The organism is Lysinibacillus sp. NPDC097287 (assembly GCF_044761695.1).
GTDB lineage: Bacteria > Bacillota > Bacilli > Bacillales_A > Planococcaceae > Lysinibacillus.
Genome location: NZ_JBIWCX010000003.1, coordinates 75,535 through 95,226 on the forward strand (window position 1 = coordinate 75,535; position 19,692 = coordinate 95,226).

Sequence of the window (19,692 nt, forward strand, 5' to 3'; positions counted from 1 at the left end):
ACTAAAACATCTTATCTCCAAACAGCGTTCACTGTTTAAATCTGATTTTATTACGTTACTAGATAATTGGAATTCTTCATATCTGAGCTCAGAGAGTCCAGTGGATCGAACGAGTAAATAGGTAAATGCAAGCTAAAGCGCGTACCTTTTTTCAATTCGCTCTCTATAATAATTTCACCATCATGCTCCTCAATCACCTTTTTCACAAAAGGGAGTCCCAACCCTGTACCAGTTGTCTTCGTCGTATAGAAAGGTTGAAATAAATTTTCGATTGTTTCATTAGTCATACCTGAACCTTCATCAGTAATAGATAATTCCAAAAGTGAACCACTCTTAACATTCATTTCAACTTTTACCGTCCCACCGTTATACATAGATTCAATTGCATTTTTAATCAAATTTAGAATTACCTGTTTTAGGCGGTTTTCATTGCCTTCAATCAGAATATTCATAGGTGATGAGATGAATTGAATCATAACGTTTTTCATTAGTGCATCCGGCATCATAAAGTCGATTACATGCTGTACAACCTTATCAAATTCTAATATTTCCAAGTTGATATTTGCTGGCTTTGATAGCATCAATAATTCAGATAAAATCTGATCCATACGTTGGAGCTCACTATCTATCACCGATAAATACATTTGTGCATCTTCTGTAGCATCTATCTTTAATAGATCCGTAAAACCTTTTAATGATGTTAATGGATTACGAATTTCATGAGCAATACTTGCTGCCATTTGGCCTACTACATTTAAAGCCTGTTGGTGCTCTACCTTTTGCTGCAGTTCTATTTTTTCTGTTTCATCAAGTATCGTTGTTACGATTAAATTTTCCTTACAATCAAAAACACTAGAAATTTCATAATACAGTGGCCTATTCGGCTGTGATTGATCTACTACGTGAATAGTTGCAAACTTTTCTTCTGTAAGTTTACTAAAATAGTAAGAGAGTTCACTATTTTTCAATTTAAATGATTCAAAAATGCTTTTATGCGCATTGTCTAATAACTGTGCTTTTTCTGTTTTTAAATACATTGCTGCATGCTTATTTAAATCAAAAATCATATCATTTGCATTCGTTAAAATAATACCGTGAGGAATCTTCTCGTAGGTGCTAAATAAAGGGTATCGATTATCTTCTTGCGTAAAATATAAATCATAGGCTGTATCATCCAGATGATTTAGTATAGTGGCATGAGCAACGATTTCTTCATTTTTAACATTGTAGTGGCATTTAAACTGCACTAGCTTATATTCATTACAAGCCGTCCTAATGTAAAATGTTTCTTCTGCTTCTTTTTTATACTTTAAGTGTTTAACGAAACGTGTCCACTTCATATTAGAGGGCTCGTCCATCGCTAAAAAACGATTATAAGCTAGGTTGAGATTAAACTGCTGAATTGCTGTTTCATTTACTTGTAAAATTTTTCTTGAGCTACTTAGAATAAATATTGGCAATAATGAATTCTTCAATACGTTATCAAAACATTGAGTTAAATTATTCTGTTCCAAATTTTTCACCGAGCCTTTCAAGAGAGTAACTTAGTTATAATTTAAACTATAGCCTTCACTTTACTTTATGACAGCGCGCATCTTTTATTACAATATTTTGTAAATTTAAATAATTTTAATTATTTCACAGAACATTCACAATTAAAATAGGTAAAAGGGATTATATTGTTTATCAGCAATTTGACTGATACAATAAGAGTTGAAAAGGAGATTATTGCATGAACACTATATTAGCTACATTAAACGCAAAATATATCCACACAAATTTAGCATTACGCTATCTAAAGGGTGCTGCCCTTCCTGAGTTTAATCCGACCCTCGCTGAATATACCATTAAAGATCCAGCATTTAATATCGTGTCCGATCTATTCCAAAAAAAACCGGATGTAGTTGGATTCAGCTGTTACATTTGGAATATAGAAGAGACTATAAACGTCATTAAAATGTTAAAAATTGTTTGTCCTAAAGTCAAAATCTTATTAGGCGGACCTGAAGTTTCTTATGATGTCCATCATTGGCTACGTCGTATCGACGAAGTTGACTATATAATGATGGGTGAAGGTGAAGTTTCCTTTAAACAAATACTCCGCTATTTCAACGGTGAAATTCCACTTGAAGAAGTCCCTGGCATTTGTTATTTAGAGGATGGTAAAGTACGTATTCATCCACAAGCACCAAAAGTAGACTTACGTGAACTGCCTAGCCCATTCCGCTTTGAAGAAGATTTACCACATTTGAGTAAACGTATTCAATATATTGAAACAAGCCGTGGTTGTCCATTTAGTTGCCAATTCTGCCTTTCTTCTATTGAAGTAGGCGTGCGCTATTTTAATCGCGAAAAAATTAAAGAAGACATTCGTTATTTAATGGATAACGGTGCTCGCACGATTAAATTTGTCGATCGCACATTTAATATTAGCCGTAGTTATGCAATGGAAATGTTCCAATTCCTTATTGATGAACATAAGCCAGGTGTTGTATTCCAATTCGAAATTACAGCAGACATTATGCGTCCCGAAGTTATTCAATTTTTAAATGACAATGCACCTAAAGGGTTATTCCGCTTTGAAATCGGTGTCCAATCTACCAATGATTTAACCAATACCCTTGTTCAGCGACGTCAAAACTTTGAAAAACTAACACGTACGGTTACGATGGTTAAAGAAGGTGGTAAAATCGATCAGCACTTAGATTTAATCGCTGGCTTACCAGAAGAAGATTACGCAAGCTTCCGTCAAACCTTTAATGATGTTTTTGCAATGCGCCCGGAAGAATTACAACTTGGTTTCTTAAAGTTACTTCGCGGGACTGGCCTACGTTTAGAGGCTGAAAAATTCGGTTACACGTATGTTGACGTATCGCCTTATGAAATTTTCTCAAACAATGTACTGACATTCGATGACATCGTACGCATTAAACACGCAGAAGATGTATTAGAAAAATACTGGAATGATCACCGAATGGACAATACCATTGAATATTTGGTAACGGAAGTATTTGAAACACCTTTCGATTTCTTCCAAAACTTCGGTACGTATTGGGAAACAAAGGGATGGTCACGTATTGGACATCAACTTGAAGATTTATTCCAACGCTTACTTGAATTTTTAGCAACTATCGAAGGCGTCGATTTACAAGTCGTACAAAGCCTAATGCAGCTTGATTACTTAATGGCTCAGCAATTCCAACCACGTAAACTATGGTGGACAGAGCGTCCATCAGAAGAACAACAAAAGGCTATTTACAAAGCCTTACGAGAAAATCCTGCAATTGCTGGTGAGGAATTTGCCAACTTCAACCTTTCTGAAAAAGAATTGTTCAAGCATACACTCGTCATTCCTCATCATGTGGACTATCAAGACTTCACAAAAGGTAAAATCACACCAAAGAGTGGCTATCTATTGACTTATTTCCGTCATGGTCAATCTCCATATTTTGCAACATTTACCTCAATTTAATTTAAGAAACGCTATTCTTCCAAACTGATGGAGAATAGCGTTTTCATTTGATCATCGACTATCTTTTCTTTCTGTACTATGTATATATTCGTATATCTTTTATAATTTCATAAATAAGTGATCGTAAAACAGTTTCTGTTATGAATTTAGCACATGGAGAATTATATGAAGAGTCTTATGATTCCCTTATTCTCTCACCTGTTGCAAGAGCAATCCTTCCTCAGATTGAAAGATTATACTCTATTAATATTCCGCTATGCCAACTACGTGATCGAAGGGCGCATTACCAAAGGATCAATCGATATATGTATCTTGGTAAGTTGGTTTAGAGGTTATTTAGCTTGTGAGCAAAATGGCTTCGATGTGGTAAATGTAAGTAGAGGCTATAAAACATACGCAGCTGTGTATGGAAAATAAATAAAGAAGAAGCAGTGCATAATGATATGCACTGCTTCTTCTTTATTTTGTAATACTTCTCGGACAATATATTAGATTGTTCAGCGAGACTCGACAGTTTATTTCAAATGACGTGTTAGTCTTTCATATGCATTTTCTACACGATCTTCTGTTGGCGGCTCTGTATCTTCTAGAGGATATTTCAAGTTAAGTGCTTCCCATTTATATACGCCTAGTTTATGGTAAGGTAACACTTCGACTTTCTCTACATTGTTTAAAGTGCCGATAAATTCACCTAGTTGATCTAGGTATTCATCAAAATCTGTAATGCCAGGTACAAGTACGTGACGAACCCAAATTGGAATGTTTTTATCTGATAAATACTGTGCAAATTTAAGGATATGATCATTGTATTTTCCAGTTAGTCGTTTATGCTGTTCACGATTGATATGCTTTAAATCAACTAAAATAAGATCTGTATACTGTAGCAATTCATCTATTTGACTTAAATAATCAGGTCGTTCAGAGAAATTCCCACCTGAAGAATCAATTGTTGTATGGATACCTTTCGCTTTACATGCCCTGAACAGCTCTGTTACAAATGGCATTTGTAACAATGGTTCTCCACCACTAACCGTAATACCGCCACCTGATGCTTCCATAAATGGACGATAGCTTTCAAGATCTTGAACGATTTCATCCACAGTCATTATTTTACCTGTGCCAATTTCCCAAGTGTCTGCATTATGACAATATTGGCAGCGAAGCAAGCAGCCTTGTGTAAATACGATATATCTAATTCCTGGTCCATCAACTGTACCGCATGTTTCAATGGAATGAATATATCCTTTCATTTCAAAATTCTCCTCCTAGCTTCTATCCTTACAACTATGAAAAAGCGAACTTTAGTAAAATAAAAGACCAAAATGAATAACAACTATCATGAGCCTGTCATTCGAATTTGGTCTTTGTATAGCTACAGCGCCTAAGCTAGTTTCTCATTTCGAAATGGCGCTTTCTTCATTACATACTTCCGTGGAAAGTACGGTTGATTACATCGATTTGTTGTTCACGCGTTAATTTAATGAAGTTAACTGCGTAACCAGATACACGAATTGTTAATTGTGGATATTCTTCTGGATGCTCCATAGCGTCTAATAAAGTATCACGGTTAAATACGTTGATATTTAAGTGGTGACCTTCTTTAGTTGCGTATCCATCAAGAATTGCAGCTAAGTTTGCTACTTGGCTAGCTTCATCTTTACCTAGTGCTTTTGGTACCATTGAGAATGTGTTAGAGATACCATCTAAAGCATGTGCGTATGGAAGTTTAGCTACAGACGCTAATGAAGCCAATGCACCTTTAGTATCTCTTCCGTGCATTGGGTTAGCACCAGGAGCAAATGGTTCACCAGTACGACGTCCATCAGGAGTGTTACCCGTTTTCTTACCATAAACTACGTTAGAAGTAATTGTTAAGATTGACATAGTTGTTACAGAATCACGGTAAGTTGCATGTTTGCGAAGCTTAGTCATGAATGTTTCAACTAAGTTCACTGCCAATTGGTCTACACGATCATCGTTGTTACCGTATTTAGGGTAATCACCAGTCGTTTCAAAGTCAACAGCTACACCATTTTCGTCACGGATTACTTTAACTTGACCATATTTAATAGCACTTAAAGAGTCAGCTACAACACTTAATCCAGCGATACCAGTTGCCATTGTACGAAGGATTTTTGTATCGTGAAGTGCCATTTCAATTCTTTCATAAGCATACTTATCGTGCATGTAGTGAATCACATTTAATGTGTTGATATATAGTTCAGCAAGCCAATCCATCATTGTATCGAAACGCGCCATTACTTCTTCGTAATCTAAGATATCAGAAGTGATTGGAGCGAAACGTGGTGCAACTTGTATTTTAAGTTTTTCATCCATTCCACCGTTGATTGCATATAATAAAGTTTTGGCTAAGTTAGCACGAGCACCGAAGAATTGCATTTGTTTACCTACACGCATTGCAGATACACAGCAAGCAATTGCATAGTCATCACCGTATTCTAAACGCATAATGTCATCGTTTTCGTACTGAATCGCACTAGTTTGGATAGACATTTTCGCACAGAATTTTTTGAAGCCTTGTGGAAGCTTAGTAGACCAAAGAACTGTTAAGTTTGGCTCTGGAGCTGGTCCAAGGTTTGATAATGTGTGTAAGAAACGGAATGAGTTTTTAGTTACTAAAGGTGTTCCGTCTAATGATACACCGCCGATTGATTCAGTTACCCAAGTTGGATCTCCACTGAACAAATCGTTGTAATCAGGTGTACGAGCGAATTTAACAAGACGTAATTTCATTACGAAGTGGTCAACTAATTCTTGAGCTTCGCTTTCTGTTAATGTACCGTTTTGTAAATCTCTTTCAATGTAGATATCTAAGAAAGTAGATGTACGACCTAAGCTCATTGCAGCACCATTTTGCTCTTTAATAGCTGCAAGGTATCCGAAGTACAACCATTGGAATGCTTCACGAGCGTTAGCAGCTGGAGCTGAGATATCAAATCCGTGAGCAGCAGCCATTTCTTTTAATTCGCCTAAAGAACGAATTTGTTCAGCAAGTTCTTCGCGAAGACGAATTGTGTCTTCTGACATTACTTTACCTGTATTTTTAAGGTCTTTTTTCTTTTCGTTGATCAAGAAGTCTACACCATATAGAGCTACTCGACGATAGTCACCAATAATACGACCTCGACCATAAGCATCTGGAAGACCAGTAATGATACCAGCTTTACGAGCTAACATCATTTCATCAGTGTAAGCATCAAATACACCTTGGTTGTGAGTTTTTCGATATTTAGTGAAGATTTCTTTTACTTCTTCATCAACATGGAAACCATAGGATGCAGCAGCTTGTTCAGCCATACGAATTCCACCGAATGGTTGTAATGATCGCTTGAATGGAGCGTCAGTTTGGAAACCTACAACTGTTTCTAAATCTTTGTTTAAGTATCCTGGACCATGTGACGTAATAGTAGAAACGACTTTAGAATCTAAATCTAAAACGCCACCAGCTTCACGTTCTTGTTTATTTAAATCCATAACTTGAGCCCAGAGTTTTGTCGTTGCTTCTGTTGGCCCTTCTAAGAATGAATCATCTTGATCATAGACTGTAATGTTATTAATAATAAAATCACGTACGTTAATTTCCTTATTCCAATTACCAGATTGAAAGCCCTTCCATTGTTCCATGTTGTCTTCCGCCTCTCGTGTTGTTTGTATATAACAGAAAGTCAATTTCTTATATAACAGATTATACATTCATAACAAAACAGGTTAAAGTCTTCAAAATAAAAAAAATTGAACACTTTATGAAAAGTTGTATAAAAACGCTTGCAATGGTTTTTATAGTGTATAAATTGTGTTAAATTAACTAAAAACAGTATTATAATGAATATTTTGTACTATAACATACGAATTTACCCCATTGTATATCGAGTTTAATTTTTAGATTATTGCTAAAAAAGTAAAGCTGTACTACACAAAACTTAAAACTGTACTATAAAACCTTTTTTATTTTTCGCCCTGTTTTAAAACAGATAATTAGTTGAGTAGTAATTCAAATACTAACTATGACAAAAATTGTTTTTATCTTATTCTAGAAGATTCTAAAACGCTAAACTTTGATATAATCAGTTGCCCCTTGCGCCAAATAGACTTGTTCAATCGTAGCTTCATGGATTATCGTTCATTCAGCGCCTTCATAACTTGTTGGAAAAGAATCGGATCGAATGGAATATTTCTCATTTCCGCATATACCTAAGGAGATTATGGCATGGAACTCATTCTATTGGTAGGTGGGGACAGTTTGACGCTTACATTGATAATCACCTTATCCTTCAGTTCATTTTTCAAACAAAAAGAACTACCCTAAATTCTTTGGGGTAGTCCATTTTGTTTAGCCAATAATGACGCGTTCCTTAGGATAGTGAAAATTCGTTTTCTTGCCTCTCCCACCACCACCAAGGGTATAAAGGAAGGAAATTAAGCCGACACGTCCTATGAACATTAAAATCATAATAATCACTTTTCCAGCAACGGATAAATCTGAAGTGATTCCTAACGACATCCCACATGTTCCGAACGCCGAGGTAATTTCAAAAATAATTTGAGTAAGGGTAGCATCTGGCTCTGTTATAAGTAGAAGCATCGTTGCAATTAATACCATAAAACAAGCTAATAAAATCACAACAAACGAGCGGAACATATCAATTGGATGAATTTCACGTCCAAATATTTGAATATGCTCTTTACCCCGTGCAAATGTAATTAAAAACAAAATGGCAATGGCAAATGTCGTTGTCCGTATTCCCCCACCAACTGAACTTGGTGAAGAGCCAATAAACATTAAAAAACTCATAAAAATACTAGTCGCTTCACTAAACGTCGTTACATCATATGTTGTTAAACCGCCTGATCTTGTCGAGACCGATTGAAACATAGCAGAAAAAAGTGCCTCATGCCATGGCATATACTTAAATGATTGAAACGACTCAAGTAGTAAAATAACAAGTGCGCCAACGACAAATAAAATGGCATACGTTGACGTCGTGATTTTAGTAAATAAACTAAAGCGGAAATTAGTACTTCGATTACGTAGGAATGTTTTTACCTCGATTAATACTGGGAATCCAATGGCACCAAGCACAATTAATATCATCGTAATGAACTGTACAAAATAATCGTTATGGAACGGCAGCAAGCTCATGCCTGTAATATCAAATCCGCCATTCGTCGTAGCTGAGATTGATGCAAACACGCCATGAATAAGTGCTTTATCAAACGAATCAAAGTAGTTCATGAAATGGATTGTAAGAATAAATGCACCTGCTATTTCAATAATGAGCAGTATTTTCACGATTTCTCGAATAAGTTGGACCATGCCGGATAAATTGTATTGATTGTGATCAATCATAATTAGCTCTCGTTCACGCAAACTGATTTTTTTCCCAACAAGTAGCCAAACAAACGTACCAAGTGACATGATTCCTATTGCCCCAAGTTGTAAAATAAGAAGTAACATTATTAACCCAAATGTTGAGTATGTCTCTGAAATAGTAATCGTTGTTAAGCCAGTAACACTAACGGCACTGACCGCCGTAAATAAACTATCTAATAGAGATACCTCTACCCCAGGCTTGTGTACACCAGGGAGACGTAGTAATAGGAAAGAAATTGCGATTGCTATAAAGTAATAGGTGACGAGTAACTGAAACGGTGTTGCTAGTTTACTCGATGGTCTCTTCCATGGCACCTAATCAGCCCCTTCCTTCCTAAGATGTCAGACATGATAACAGTATAGAAAAAATGCGACAAAAAAGAAAGAAGAACAGTAAAAACTGCTCTTCGAATTACTATTTTTTGTTGCGTACACCTACTAGATAACCGACAAATGTAATGGCCAGAAGGACGTACCAGAATACTAATTCCTGAAGTTTGGAGTGTATGTAATAAAGCTTCCATAAAATCTCCTACTTCAAACTCTATATACCCGCGTTCACATCTGACAAAACGTCAATGGAAGCTACCATGTAATGCTATATTACTATTATTTTATGACGAAAATTTCTATGAACTATTTAATTTGAATTTGAAAACTTTCATTTTCTTTATGCGCATTATAAAACTCAACCATCTTTGGCATTGTTTGAATAAAGTCTGGACAAGTAATCCCGCCCTTTTGCAAAAGAGCTACCGCTTCTGTCGTATCAAACTTAGCATTCCACGTTAAATAATCTAGTGTTTCCTGCTCTACTCTTAATTTTTTACGTACAAACGGTACTTGTAAAGATTTTTTAGCAAGCGCTAATGGTAAACGCCCCTTTGGATAATGGTTTGTCAAAAGCTTTACCATCGTTCGATACACTTCTTGCACCGGATGTGGATTCGGATCAGTTAGATGTAATGTTTTCCCTTCTGCCCTTGGTTCATCAGCTAAAAATATCACAGCTTCCATAATATAATCGATAGGTACTACATTAATGGTTGACTTGGACTGTCCAACATACGGAACGAATGGCAAACACTTTAATCTGTCCACCATGTTTAAAAAGAAGTATGGACCATCAAATTTGATTGTTTCACCTGTCTCAGAATGCCCACGTACAATGCCTGGACGAATAATCGTCACAGGTACCTTAGCTTTCAAATCTTCGACACGATACTCAGCCTCGTACTTCGTTTCCTCGTAGTAATTTTTAAATGCACGTGGGCGAATCAGTTCATCCTCACGAAGCACGCCTTCACGTGTGCCTGCCACATAAGCTGTACTAAAATACATATATCGCTTCAAATTGGGCAACGTACAGACAAAGTCATTCACCATCGCTGTACCATGTACATTGACTTTCCACGCTATATCCCGTGGAACAGCTAAATCATAGATAGCAGCTAAATGCCATAAAACCTCAATTTGAGGAATGATTTCTTGTAACACTTGATCATCCAAACCTATATTAGGTAGTGTAATATCCCCTTCTACAATGTGAATCACACTTGCAGAAAACTCCCTTAATATCCTTTGTCTCTCCGCATTTGCTTTCAACAGTTCACCAGGTAAAACAACCACAATCACTTCTTGCGTATTATTCTTCCGAAATAGTTCTCGGATTAATTGACTCGTAATGAAACCCGGAAAACCAGTAAAAAAGTGAACACCCATCCTCATTTCCCCCTTGCATCAAATTACGATAATTTTCTCGATTCCTTATCAATTAAGCTATATACACTAGGCACGATATATAAAGTCAACAATGTTGATACTACTAATCCGCCAATCACGGCAATCCCCATTGGCTGATTCATCTCTGTTCCTTCACCAATGCCCAATGCAAGAGGAAGTAAGCCTAAAATCGTCGTAAATGCCGTCATTAAAATTGGTCGTAGTCGATCTTGCGTAGCCAATAAAATCGCATCATATGTCGTCATACCCGCTACTTTTTGTTGATTAATGTAATCGACAAGCACAATTCCATTATTGACAACAATACCGACGAGCACCAATATACCAATAACAGATGTCACACCTACAAGTGTATTTGTCGCAAATAGCGCAATCGCTACTCCTATTATCATAAGAGGTACTGTAAACATAATAACGAACGGATATTTAAAAGACTCGAATTGTGCAGCCATTACGATATATACAAGCACTACCGCGAGTGCTACAGCAAGCAACATATCATCAATTGCACTATCATATAGCTCCCTATCTCCACTAAAAACGATTTGTGTTTCTGCTGGTAATTCCGCTTTCTCAAGTGCTGCATCCACTAAATCTGAAATACCACCTAGCGATTCTTTTGTTTTATAATCAACAAAAAATGCTACCGCAGAAGCCTGATCTGAACGTCTTATCGATACGGGACCGTCCTGTACAGATACATCTGCAATATCTTTTAGCTTCACAAATAGACCCGCTGGTGAACGTAGTTGCATGTCTTTTAGGGATTCAATGCTTTCGTTAAATGCCTTTCCAAAGCCCGTAAATACTGATAATACAGCACCATCCTCAGCAATCATCTGCGTCGTCAGCTGACCTCTAGTCATTTGATTGACCGTTTGTGCAATTTGTGCAGGCACAAAGCCGTAATCCTTGGCTTTTTCACGATCAACTTCAATCTGAATTTCCTGTACAGTATTATCCAAATCATTCGAAACATCTGTTACCTGATCAATTTTCAGTAGCTCCTGTCGTACATTTTCAACCGATTCATGTAAACGTTGTTCGTTTGAATCAGTTAAACGGAATGTTAGCGTATTTGGTGCTGAACCTGATGACGTCGATACATTGAATGCAATATCAGCTTGTTCTCCAAGCTCTGATTGCAAATCTTGTTCAACTTCTTCTACAAATTCAAAAATCGAACGCTCACGATCCTCTAATGGCACTAATTTCACATACATTTCCGCTTGATTAGGGCTTGTTTGCCCACGCGACTGTGATTGCTGCGTACCACCAATTAAACTAACATAGACATCGACTTCTGCCTCATTTTTCAATCTATCTTCAATTTTTGCAACGACCTTTTCTGTCTCCGTCACAGAAGAGCCATTTTCGAGATTAACACTTACAGATGCAAATCCTTCATCCGTTGCGGGTAAAAATTCTGTTCCGATTTTCATTAGACCGAATAAGGATAACGCAAAGAGTACAGTAGCCGTTGTAAGTACAATGAATCGATGGTGTAGTACCCAAACAATCGACGACTGATAACCCTTATAGAAACGTGATTCTTTACGAATCTCATTAATATTTTCAGGCTTTGTTTTGAGTAATCGGCTTGCCAACATAGGTACAACAGTTAATGCAACCGATAAAGAAGCAAGTAAACTAAAAGAAATTGTTAGGGCAAATTCAGTAAATATTTTTCCTATCAACCCTTCTATAAACATCACTGGAATAAAGACAGCAATTGTCGTCATAGTTGACGCTGTAATCGCCATCGCTACTTCCTTTGTTCCCTGTTTTGCTGCCTCGATTGGATCCTTCCCAAGTCCTAAATGCCGTTCAATATTTTCAATAACAACGATGGCATTATCGACGAGCATACCTATTCCTAGCGCTAATGCACCAAGCGTCATAATGTTGAGTGTAAAATCTGCAAAAAACATCAATACAAACGTCACAATTACTGAGTATGGTATCGCGATACCGATAATAATTGGACTTTTCACGCCTCGTAAAAAGACGAATAAAATAATCATGGCAAACAGACCACCAAGAAGTAGTGAAGAACCAATATTATTGATCGCTAAATTCACATAATCACCTTGGTCTAGTAAAATATCAGCCGCAATTCCACTATATTGCTCCTTCTTCAGAAGCTCGTCTAATGCCTTTTGGAACGCTTCTGACACTTCTGCAGTATTTGCACCAGATTCTTGTAGTACTGACATTAATACAGCAGGATGTTCATTAGCGCGCGTCTCAGTGGTAGATGCTTGTTCTTTACGTTCTACCTCTGCAACATCACCAACGGTTAACACCTTGCCATCCAAAGGATTCACCGACACAATTAAATCTGCAATATCCTCTGGTGAAGTGAACGTGCTTAAAATACGTGTAGTCAGCATTTTCCCTTCTTCAATAGATACTGGATCACCCGGCATTGAAATATTATTAGTTTGAATAATTTGCACGACGTCAGCTTGCGTTAAGCCCTTTTCGATAAGTTTTGCTTCATCAAGTGTCACTTGTACTTCTTCGACAAGCTTACCAGAGACGTTGACACTAGCTACACCCTCTGTACGGCGGAGCTCTTTCTCCAAAGCTTCTGCTAAAACGCGCACATCAACATCATTATTTTCTGCCCGTAGTGAAAGTTGAATGATTGGAAATTGTGCAGGATCAAATTTTAAGAAACTCGGCTTTTCGGCATCACTTGGAAGCGGTGTCATATCTAGTCGCTGTAAAATATCAAGTTGTACATCCTCAATATTGGTCGACCAGTTGAACTCTAGAACGATTAAATTTGCACCTTCCTGTGAGGTCGATTGAACCTTTTTTATGCCTGGCAATGTAGCGAGGCTTGTTTCTAAAGGCTTGGTCACCTTCTCATTGACCTCTGTCGGACTTGCACCAGGGTAGCTAGTTACGACAACGCCAATCGGTGGATTTAACTCTGGAATGAGTGTGACGGGTATTTTCAATAACGAAACGCCACCTAAAATAATGACAAGCAACATCGTCACAATTGTAAATACTGGTCTCTTAATAGAAAAATCACTAATACGCATTTTAAATAAACTCCTTTTTCTTCTCTTCTTTTCATGATTGCCGAAAAGGAGGATTTTCTACAGATTATTTCTTGATACTGTATGTATTCAACATTATTATCACTTTTTCCTTGTAAAAAAACACGAATCGCGTAATTGTCGATTCGTGTTCCTTTTTTATAGTAAGCTATATAATTTAATATTTTCGTTTTTGTCAGCAAACCAGCGCATAGCGAACTCGTTTTCAAATAAGAATACATAATTGTCAAAGCGATCTTTTACAAGCATTGAACGGCTAGAAGACATCGATTCTTTAACATCATCTTCATTTTCAATCCAACGTGCAATTTTCGAACCGATTGGCTCCATTTTTACTTCAACATTGTATTCGTTTTTCATGCGGTGCTCGAATACTTCGAATTGTAATTGCCCAACTGCCCCGAGGATCACTTCTTCAGTGTGCAAAGTTTTATAGTACTGTATCGCACCCTCTTGCACTAACTGTAAAATCCCTTTATGGAATTGCTTCGATTTCATAACGTTTTTCGCTGTAACACGGACAAATAACTCTGGTGTGAACTGTGGTAATTTTTCAAATTGGAAGGTTTTCTTCCCACCTACAACTGTATCGCCAATTTGATATGTTCCTGTATCGTATAAGCCGATAATATCTCCAGCAACTGCTACATCAACAGTTTCACGATCATCTGCAAGGAATTGTGTAGATTGCGTTACTTTGAATGACTTACCTGTACGAGATAATGTCATATTCATCCCACGTTCGAATTTACCCGATACGATACGTACAAAGGCAATACGGTCACGGTGTGCAGGGTTCATATTCGCTTGAATCTTGAATATGAAACCAGAAAACTCATTGTGCTCAACAGGATCGATGTATTGCTCATCTTCTGTAATACGTGGTTGTGGTGTTGGTGCAAACTTCAAGTATGTTTCAAGGAATGTTTGTACTCCGAAGTTTGTTAATGCAGAACCGAAGAATACTGGCGTTAATTGGCCATGACGGATTTTTTCTTCTGAATACGCATTACCAGCTTCGTTCAGTAGCATGATGTCATCCATCGCTTGCGTGTAATAAGATGTTACTTTCATCGGATGATCAACTGCAAGCTCACCGTTTTCATCGATTGGTAAGTATCGTTCGTTTTCTTCGGTACGGAATTGTTCGATACGTTTATTATAACGGTCATAAATACCAAGGAATTCTTTCCCCATACCGATTGGCCAGTTCATTGGATACGCATTAATGCCAAGTACTTCTTCTAGTTCTTCAATTAGCTCAAGTGGCTCTTTCCCTTGACGGTCTAATTTGTTGATGAATGTGAAGATTGGAATACCTCGCATTTTACAAACTTTAAATAGCTTTAACGTTTGAGCCTCGATCCCTTTCGCAGCATCGACAACCATCACTGCACTATCAACCGCCATTAATGTACGGTACGTATCTTCTGAGAAATCTTGGTGCCCAGGTGTATCTAAAATATTCACACGAGAACCGTTATAGTCAAATTGCATAACCGAAGACGTTACTGAAATCCCACGTTGCTTTTCAATTTCCATCCAGTCAGACGTTGCAAATTTGCCTGATTTTTTTCCTTTTACTGTACCCGCGTCACGAATCGCACCGCCGAATAATAAAAGTTTTTCTGTAATCGTCGTTTTACCAGCATCCGGGTGACTGATGATAGCGAACGTACGACGTGATAATATATCTTGTTCTAAATTTGAAGTCATTTTCACATTCTCCTTTTTTCATACCTACTAATAATAAAAGAAGGCTTACCCTCTGCACAACCTTTTTACATAATAATTCAAAAAGAAAACCTTTTAGCCATGCATTAAATATATATAAAGAACAAGAGTAAAGATAGTAAGGGTTGATTATCCCTGCTATCTTTTTTTATCTTTAAGTCTAAATAAAACATATATAGTAATAATAGATAATTTATGGTAATATTAGAACACGAGTTCTATAATGTATATTTTTCCAATATAGGATGATATATCCCTCTGCAGGAGGCGTATCCGCAGAACGATAGTTCGAGGACCTTGACTTTAAGTATTTAAAGGAGTTAGTAGCTAAATGACAATACCTCATAAGGAAAAAGCAATAAAGGATAAGTGGCATGAGGTTGTATCCATTAGAGAAGCAAAAATAGATAATGGGACAATGTACTATCTTATGGATGAAAACTTAGATTTTATTCCATTAGTAAAAGAATATCTCGATATGATACAAGCTAGAGCAGAACGAGAAGTATCCCCTAATACAATAAGAACATACTGCTATAACTTATGGTATTTCATTGTGTATTTGAAGATGAAAGACTTGGATATTTTGGACCTAGATGGTAAACCAGATATTCTAACCAACTTCAAATTATGGCTCAAGAACCCGTATCGTTTTTATGAAAATGTAGAAACGTTAGATTATGAATATGTAGAAGATGACCTAAAGGTTTCTACTGTCAATGCCATCATAGATAGAGTAACCTCTTTATTTCTGTGGCTTAAAGCTAGTGGAAGGGTTAAAGACAATCCTGTTGTTTATCGTAATGTAATGGTTACAAATGCGATGAGAGATAAAGATATGTTATCCCATACTCGAAGAAGCAGGACTGTTCAGAAAAACACTCTAAAATCAAAAGTCCCCCATGTAATTCCTAAGACCATTGAACAAAAGGATTTTAAGACCTATCTAGAGAGGGTCAACCTCTTACGAGATAAAATCATTCTCTTAGTTCTTAAAGAAGGAGGATTGAGGTCTGGTGAGCTTCTTGGAGTAAAGCTTGAGGACATTGATTATGGCGAGCAAGGCATACATATTCGTTTCAGACCAGACAATGAAAATGGGTCAAGGGCAAAGGCGGGGTATGGCAGGGACAGGTTTGTACACCTCCCTCCTGACCTTATGGTTTTGATAGATAGGTATATTAGTAGCGATTGGGTGAATAGTGACCCCGTTACTGATTTCCTGTTCGTTGTGGTTAATAGTAATAACCCTATGGATAATGGAAAACCAATGAAGAAATCAACACTTACTTCTATCCTTAACTTTTACAACAAAAAAACGGGGATTAAGTTAAACACTCACAAATTGAGACATACCCACGTTACTGAACTAGCAAGAGAGTATATCAACAAAGGAGAACCTATCAATTGGAAATACATCCAAGAAAGGATTGGTCACAAAGGCGTAGCAACCACGATGCAGATTTACGCCCATTTAAATGCAGAAGACCATAAAAAAGAATACCAACGAATGAGTAAATATAGAGAAGAGAAACGTAAGGAGCAAGAAAATGGCAAAAAGTGAAGCAGCAAATTCCTCAAAAACAAATAACTCGAAGAGTTTGGGAACAAAGGCAACCATTTCTCCTTTTCCAGTTGCAGCTATTGATACATCTTGGATGACGAAGGCACAGAAGAGATTTTTGGAAGTCATACAGCAACCCGAAAATCGGGACAAAAAGTATGATGAGTTAACTACGTTAGCAGGATTTAAATCCATTAATACTTGGTATTTGGCAATTAAAGATGACAAGTTTGCAGAGCTTTTAAAAAACATGGGTGTTCAGGTAAGACACCAAGCAGATCCCTATCCTGCCCATCATGAAGTCAAATTTATTAAAAATCCTAAAGAACGAGAAGAATATCTGAATCAAGATCTTTGGGATATGAGGACACTGTTAAAAGTATATCCAAAACACAAAACCCCTGGGAGTTATATAGTTCAATTCGATAAAATAGAAAATATGTACTTTCGGGAAATTGTAAGAAGATATTTTAGAAATATGCTTGGGACGTGGAGTGCATATACATTTTATAAATACCTTAATAGTTTTAGCATATTTTTAAACATATTAAACAATCATTTTCCAGAATTACGTTCATTTAACGAATTGGATAGACTTGAACATATCGAAAAGGTCCTTCCACACATTCAATCTTTATCCAATAGAACAGCTATTGAAGCAATAAATGTTACCCGTAGTATGTTCTACTATATGTATGAGAATAAATGGAATGATGGTCCAAGGACACCCGGGTTATTAATTAGTTATGATGTACCTAAAAATGCAAAAGTACTTCCAAGACCAATACCTCCTCACATAAAGATAAAATTAGATGACTATTTAGAAAACACCATTATTCCAATATTGGAAAACGGTGAAGATACACCAATTATAGAATCTACCTACTGGGATTTTATCATTATATTGAGATATACAGGAAGACGTTTTGAGGATATATGTCATTTGATTTCAGACGGTAGTGACACCGACTGTTTGAAGTATGATTTAGATGGAGACCCTCAACTCTATTTAGACCACCGTATCGCTAAAATCCCAAAAGATTTGGTAATACCATTAGCACATCTAAAAGACTCGGATAATAGAAATATTGTAGAACGGGCTATTTTACGTCAGAAACAAAGAGTGAAAGATTTCCCTCCTACATCTGATGATGATAAGCAGAGATATTTATTTAGAGAGATTACTTCTTATAAGGGGAATACAGCCATTATTGGAAACTTGTCATATGATCACATTTATCGAAGTACATTACCTAAAATTTGCAATAAAATTCCACTATGTGAAATTGGTACTGAATCAGGAGATATTTATCATATTACACCACATCAGTTTAGGCACACAGTAGCCACTGAAATGATTGATGCTGGAGTTGATATTTACGCTGTCAAAAACTTTATGGGTCATTCTTCTATTACCATGACAGAACAATATATAGAAGTTTATCAACAAACCTTAAAGAGGGAGTTTAAAGATAAACTACTTAAATCTGATGCCACAGCGATCAAGGATAATCTTCCTGAACAGGAAGAAGTTTTCGGTGATAACAAATGGGTCAAGAACAAGATTATCGCCATCTTTGACCAAGGCGACGGTTGTTGCGAGCATCCCTATAAAATGCCCTCATGTCCCCATCAGGTGGCTTGTAAAACATGTATCAAGAAAAAGATACTCCCAAGGCATAAGAACGCTGTTGTAGATACCATAGACGCTTTCACAACCCACTTAAATCAAGCTAAACAAATCGGGCTTGAGGAAAAGGTTGAGGAATTTGATAAAGTTGTGCAGTTCTATCAAACTGCATTGGAAATCATCGATAAGGGTGAAACGTTCGACGCAGCGAAACATTTTTACACTGGAGGCGTTCATTGATGGCTAATATGAACCCAAATACTTCAAAAATGGTTGAAACAAAGAAAATGGAAAGTGACTTGAAGAAACAGGCTGTTTTAGCTGTTTTAAAGGAACTAACGCTCCTTGATGACCCTGTAAACAATCCCATCTCAAAAGCTGAAATATGCCGTAAGGCAGGCGTAAGTAAAACATTCTTATATTCTTATCGGAAAGAGCTTATAAAGCCAATTGACGAAGCAATAAAGAAACAAAATCAGAAGTTAAAGGTCATCACCAAAAAACAGACGTTCAGCGAAAGTTCAAAGGACAAGTTGATTGAGTCTCTAAAAAGAAGAATAGCCGAATTGGATGAAGAAAACAAAAAATTTAAAAGCGACAATGCCATTTTACTTGGAAAGTTGGCGAATAAATAAAAAGGCTATTTTCTCAAGGATTGTTGTTATTCAACTAATGGTGCAGGTTAGTTCATTAAGGGGTCTTGCCATAAAAATACGTATTTATAACGTTTTGAAATTGTCTGTATAAGCACGATTTTATACAGATAGTTCATATACAGTTTTTTTATGTAAAATCCCACAAAGACTTATATCAACTGCGTCCATACGCCTTTGCATAAAAAACTGTATTGACGCATCGCAAACAAAAATACTCAAAACGCTGTACTGTCAACGTTTTGAGTTTTTGTGTGTCCAAACTTTTCATTTGGAAATGTTATTACGTATGTGTTTGTATAACTTAAAGCCTTACTGCATTATAGTTTACAATTGCAGAAAATCATTCTTACGCTTTATTAAAGTAGAATATCGTCGTTTTATGAGTAATCTTCTTTTAAGATCGCAAAAATCTTAGTGTCATGGAATT

11 protein-coding genes are annotated in these 19,692 nt (G+C 36.7%); 4 read left to right on the forward strand and 7 right to left on the reverse strand.

Annotation, left to right across the window (positions count from 1 at the left end; translation table 11 throughout):
• Nucleotides 1-50 precede the first annotated feature (50 nt).
• The gene (locus ACIQ2D_RS05880) at nt 51-1,460 is read right to left on the reverse strand and encodes an ATP-binding protein (RefSeq protein WP_402860838.1); all 1,410 of its coding nucleotides are present in this window, start codon (nt 1,458-1,460) and stop codon (nt 51-53) included.
• Between the two features lie 272 nt (nt 1,461-1,732).
• Here ACIQ2D_RS05880 and ACIQ2D_RS05885 point away from each other — a divergent pair, with 272 nt between their 5' ends.
• The gene (locus ACIQ2D_RS05885) at nt 1,733-3,472 is read left to right on the forward strand and encodes a B12-binding domain-containing radical SAM protein (RefSeq protein ID WP_402860841.1); all 1,740 of its coding nucleotides are present in this window, start codon (nt 1,733-1,735) and stop codon (nt 3,470-3,472) included.
• Between the two features lie 515 nt (nt 3,473-3,987).
• On the opposite strand, the gene pflA is transcribed toward ACIQ2D_RS05885, so the two are convergent.
• The 6 genes from pflA to ACIQ2D_RS05915 all read right to left on the reverse strand — a co-directional run bounded on the left by pflA (nt 3,988) and on the right by ACIQ2D_RS05915 (nt 15,397).
• Nucleotides 3,988-4,722 (reverse strand): pyruvate formate-lyase-activating protein, encoded by a 735-nt coding sequence (gene pflA, locus ACIQ2D_RS05890; protein ID WP_402860844.1) that lies wholly within the window; start codon nt 4,720-4,722, stop codon nt 3,988-3,990.
• Nucleotides 4,723-4,891: 169 nt separating this feature from the next.
• Nucleotides 4,892-7,117, reverse strand: coding sequence for a formate C-acetyltransferase (pflB, locus tag ACIQ2D_RS05895; RefSeq protein ID WP_402860847.1), 2,226 nt, complete (start codon nt 7,115-7,117; stop codon nt 4,892-4,894).
• Between the two features lie 706 nt (nt 7,118-7,823).
• Complete coding sequence (locus ACIQ2D_RS05900; protein ID WP_402860850.1) at nt 7,824-9,179, reverse strand: TrkH family potassium uptake protein; 1,356 nt, start codon at nt 9,177-9,179, stop codon at nt 7,824-7,826.
• 321 nt (nt 9,180-9,500) lie between these two features.
• Nucleotides 9,501-10,586, reverse strand: coding sequence for an SDR family oxidoreductase (locus tag ACIQ2D_RS05905; RefSeq protein ID WP_402860853.1), 1,086 nt, complete (start codon nt 10,584-10,586; stop codon nt 9,501-9,503).
• 23 nt (nt 10,587-10,609) lie between these two features.
• Complete coding sequence (locus ACIQ2D_RS05910) at nt 10,610-13,663, reverse strand: efflux RND transporter permease subunit (protein WP_402860856.1); 3,054 nt, start codon at nt 13,661-13,663, stop codon at nt 10,610-10,612.
• A gap of 156 nt (nt 13,664-13,819) precedes the next feature.
• Nucleotides 13,820-15,397: a peptide chain release factor 3 gene (locus ACIQ2D_RS05915; protein WP_402860859.1), complete on the reverse strand. Its 1,578-nt coding sequence runs from the start codon at nt 15,395-15,397 to the stop codon at nt 13,820-13,822.
• Nucleotides 15,398-15,746: 349 nt separating this feature from the next.
• On the opposite strand from ACIQ2D_RS05915, the gene ACIQ2D_RS05920 reads away from it, so the two are divergent.
• From ACIQ2D_RS05920 to ACIQ2D_RS05930, 3 genes are read left to right on the forward strand one after another with little or no spacing between them, the layout of a single operon-like run.
• Nucleotides 15,747-16,979 (forward strand): tyrosine-type recombinase/integrase, encoded by a 1,233-nt coding sequence (locus ACIQ2D_RS05920; RefSeq protein ID WP_402860862.1) that lies wholly within the window; start codon nt 15,747-15,749, stop codon nt 16,977-16,979.
• Nucleotides 16,966-18,849 (forward strand): tyrosine-type recombinase/integrase, encoded by a 1,884-nt coding sequence (locus tag ACIQ2D_RS05925; protein ID WP_402860864.1) that lies wholly within the window; start codon nt 16,966-16,968, stop codon nt 18,847-18,849. The genes ACIQ2D_RS05920 and ACIQ2D_RS05925 overlap by 14 nt, the downstream gene beginning before the upstream one ends.
• Nucleotides 18,849-19,244: a DUF6262 family protein gene (locus ACIQ2D_RS05930; RefSeq protein WP_402860867.1), complete on the forward strand. Its 396-nt coding sequence runs from the start codon at nt 18,849-18,851 to the stop codon at nt 19,242-19,244. Before ACIQ2D_RS05925 ends, ACIQ2D_RS05930 begins: the two co-directional genes overlap by 1 nt.
• Nucleotides 19,245-19,692: the final 448 nt, after the last annotated feature.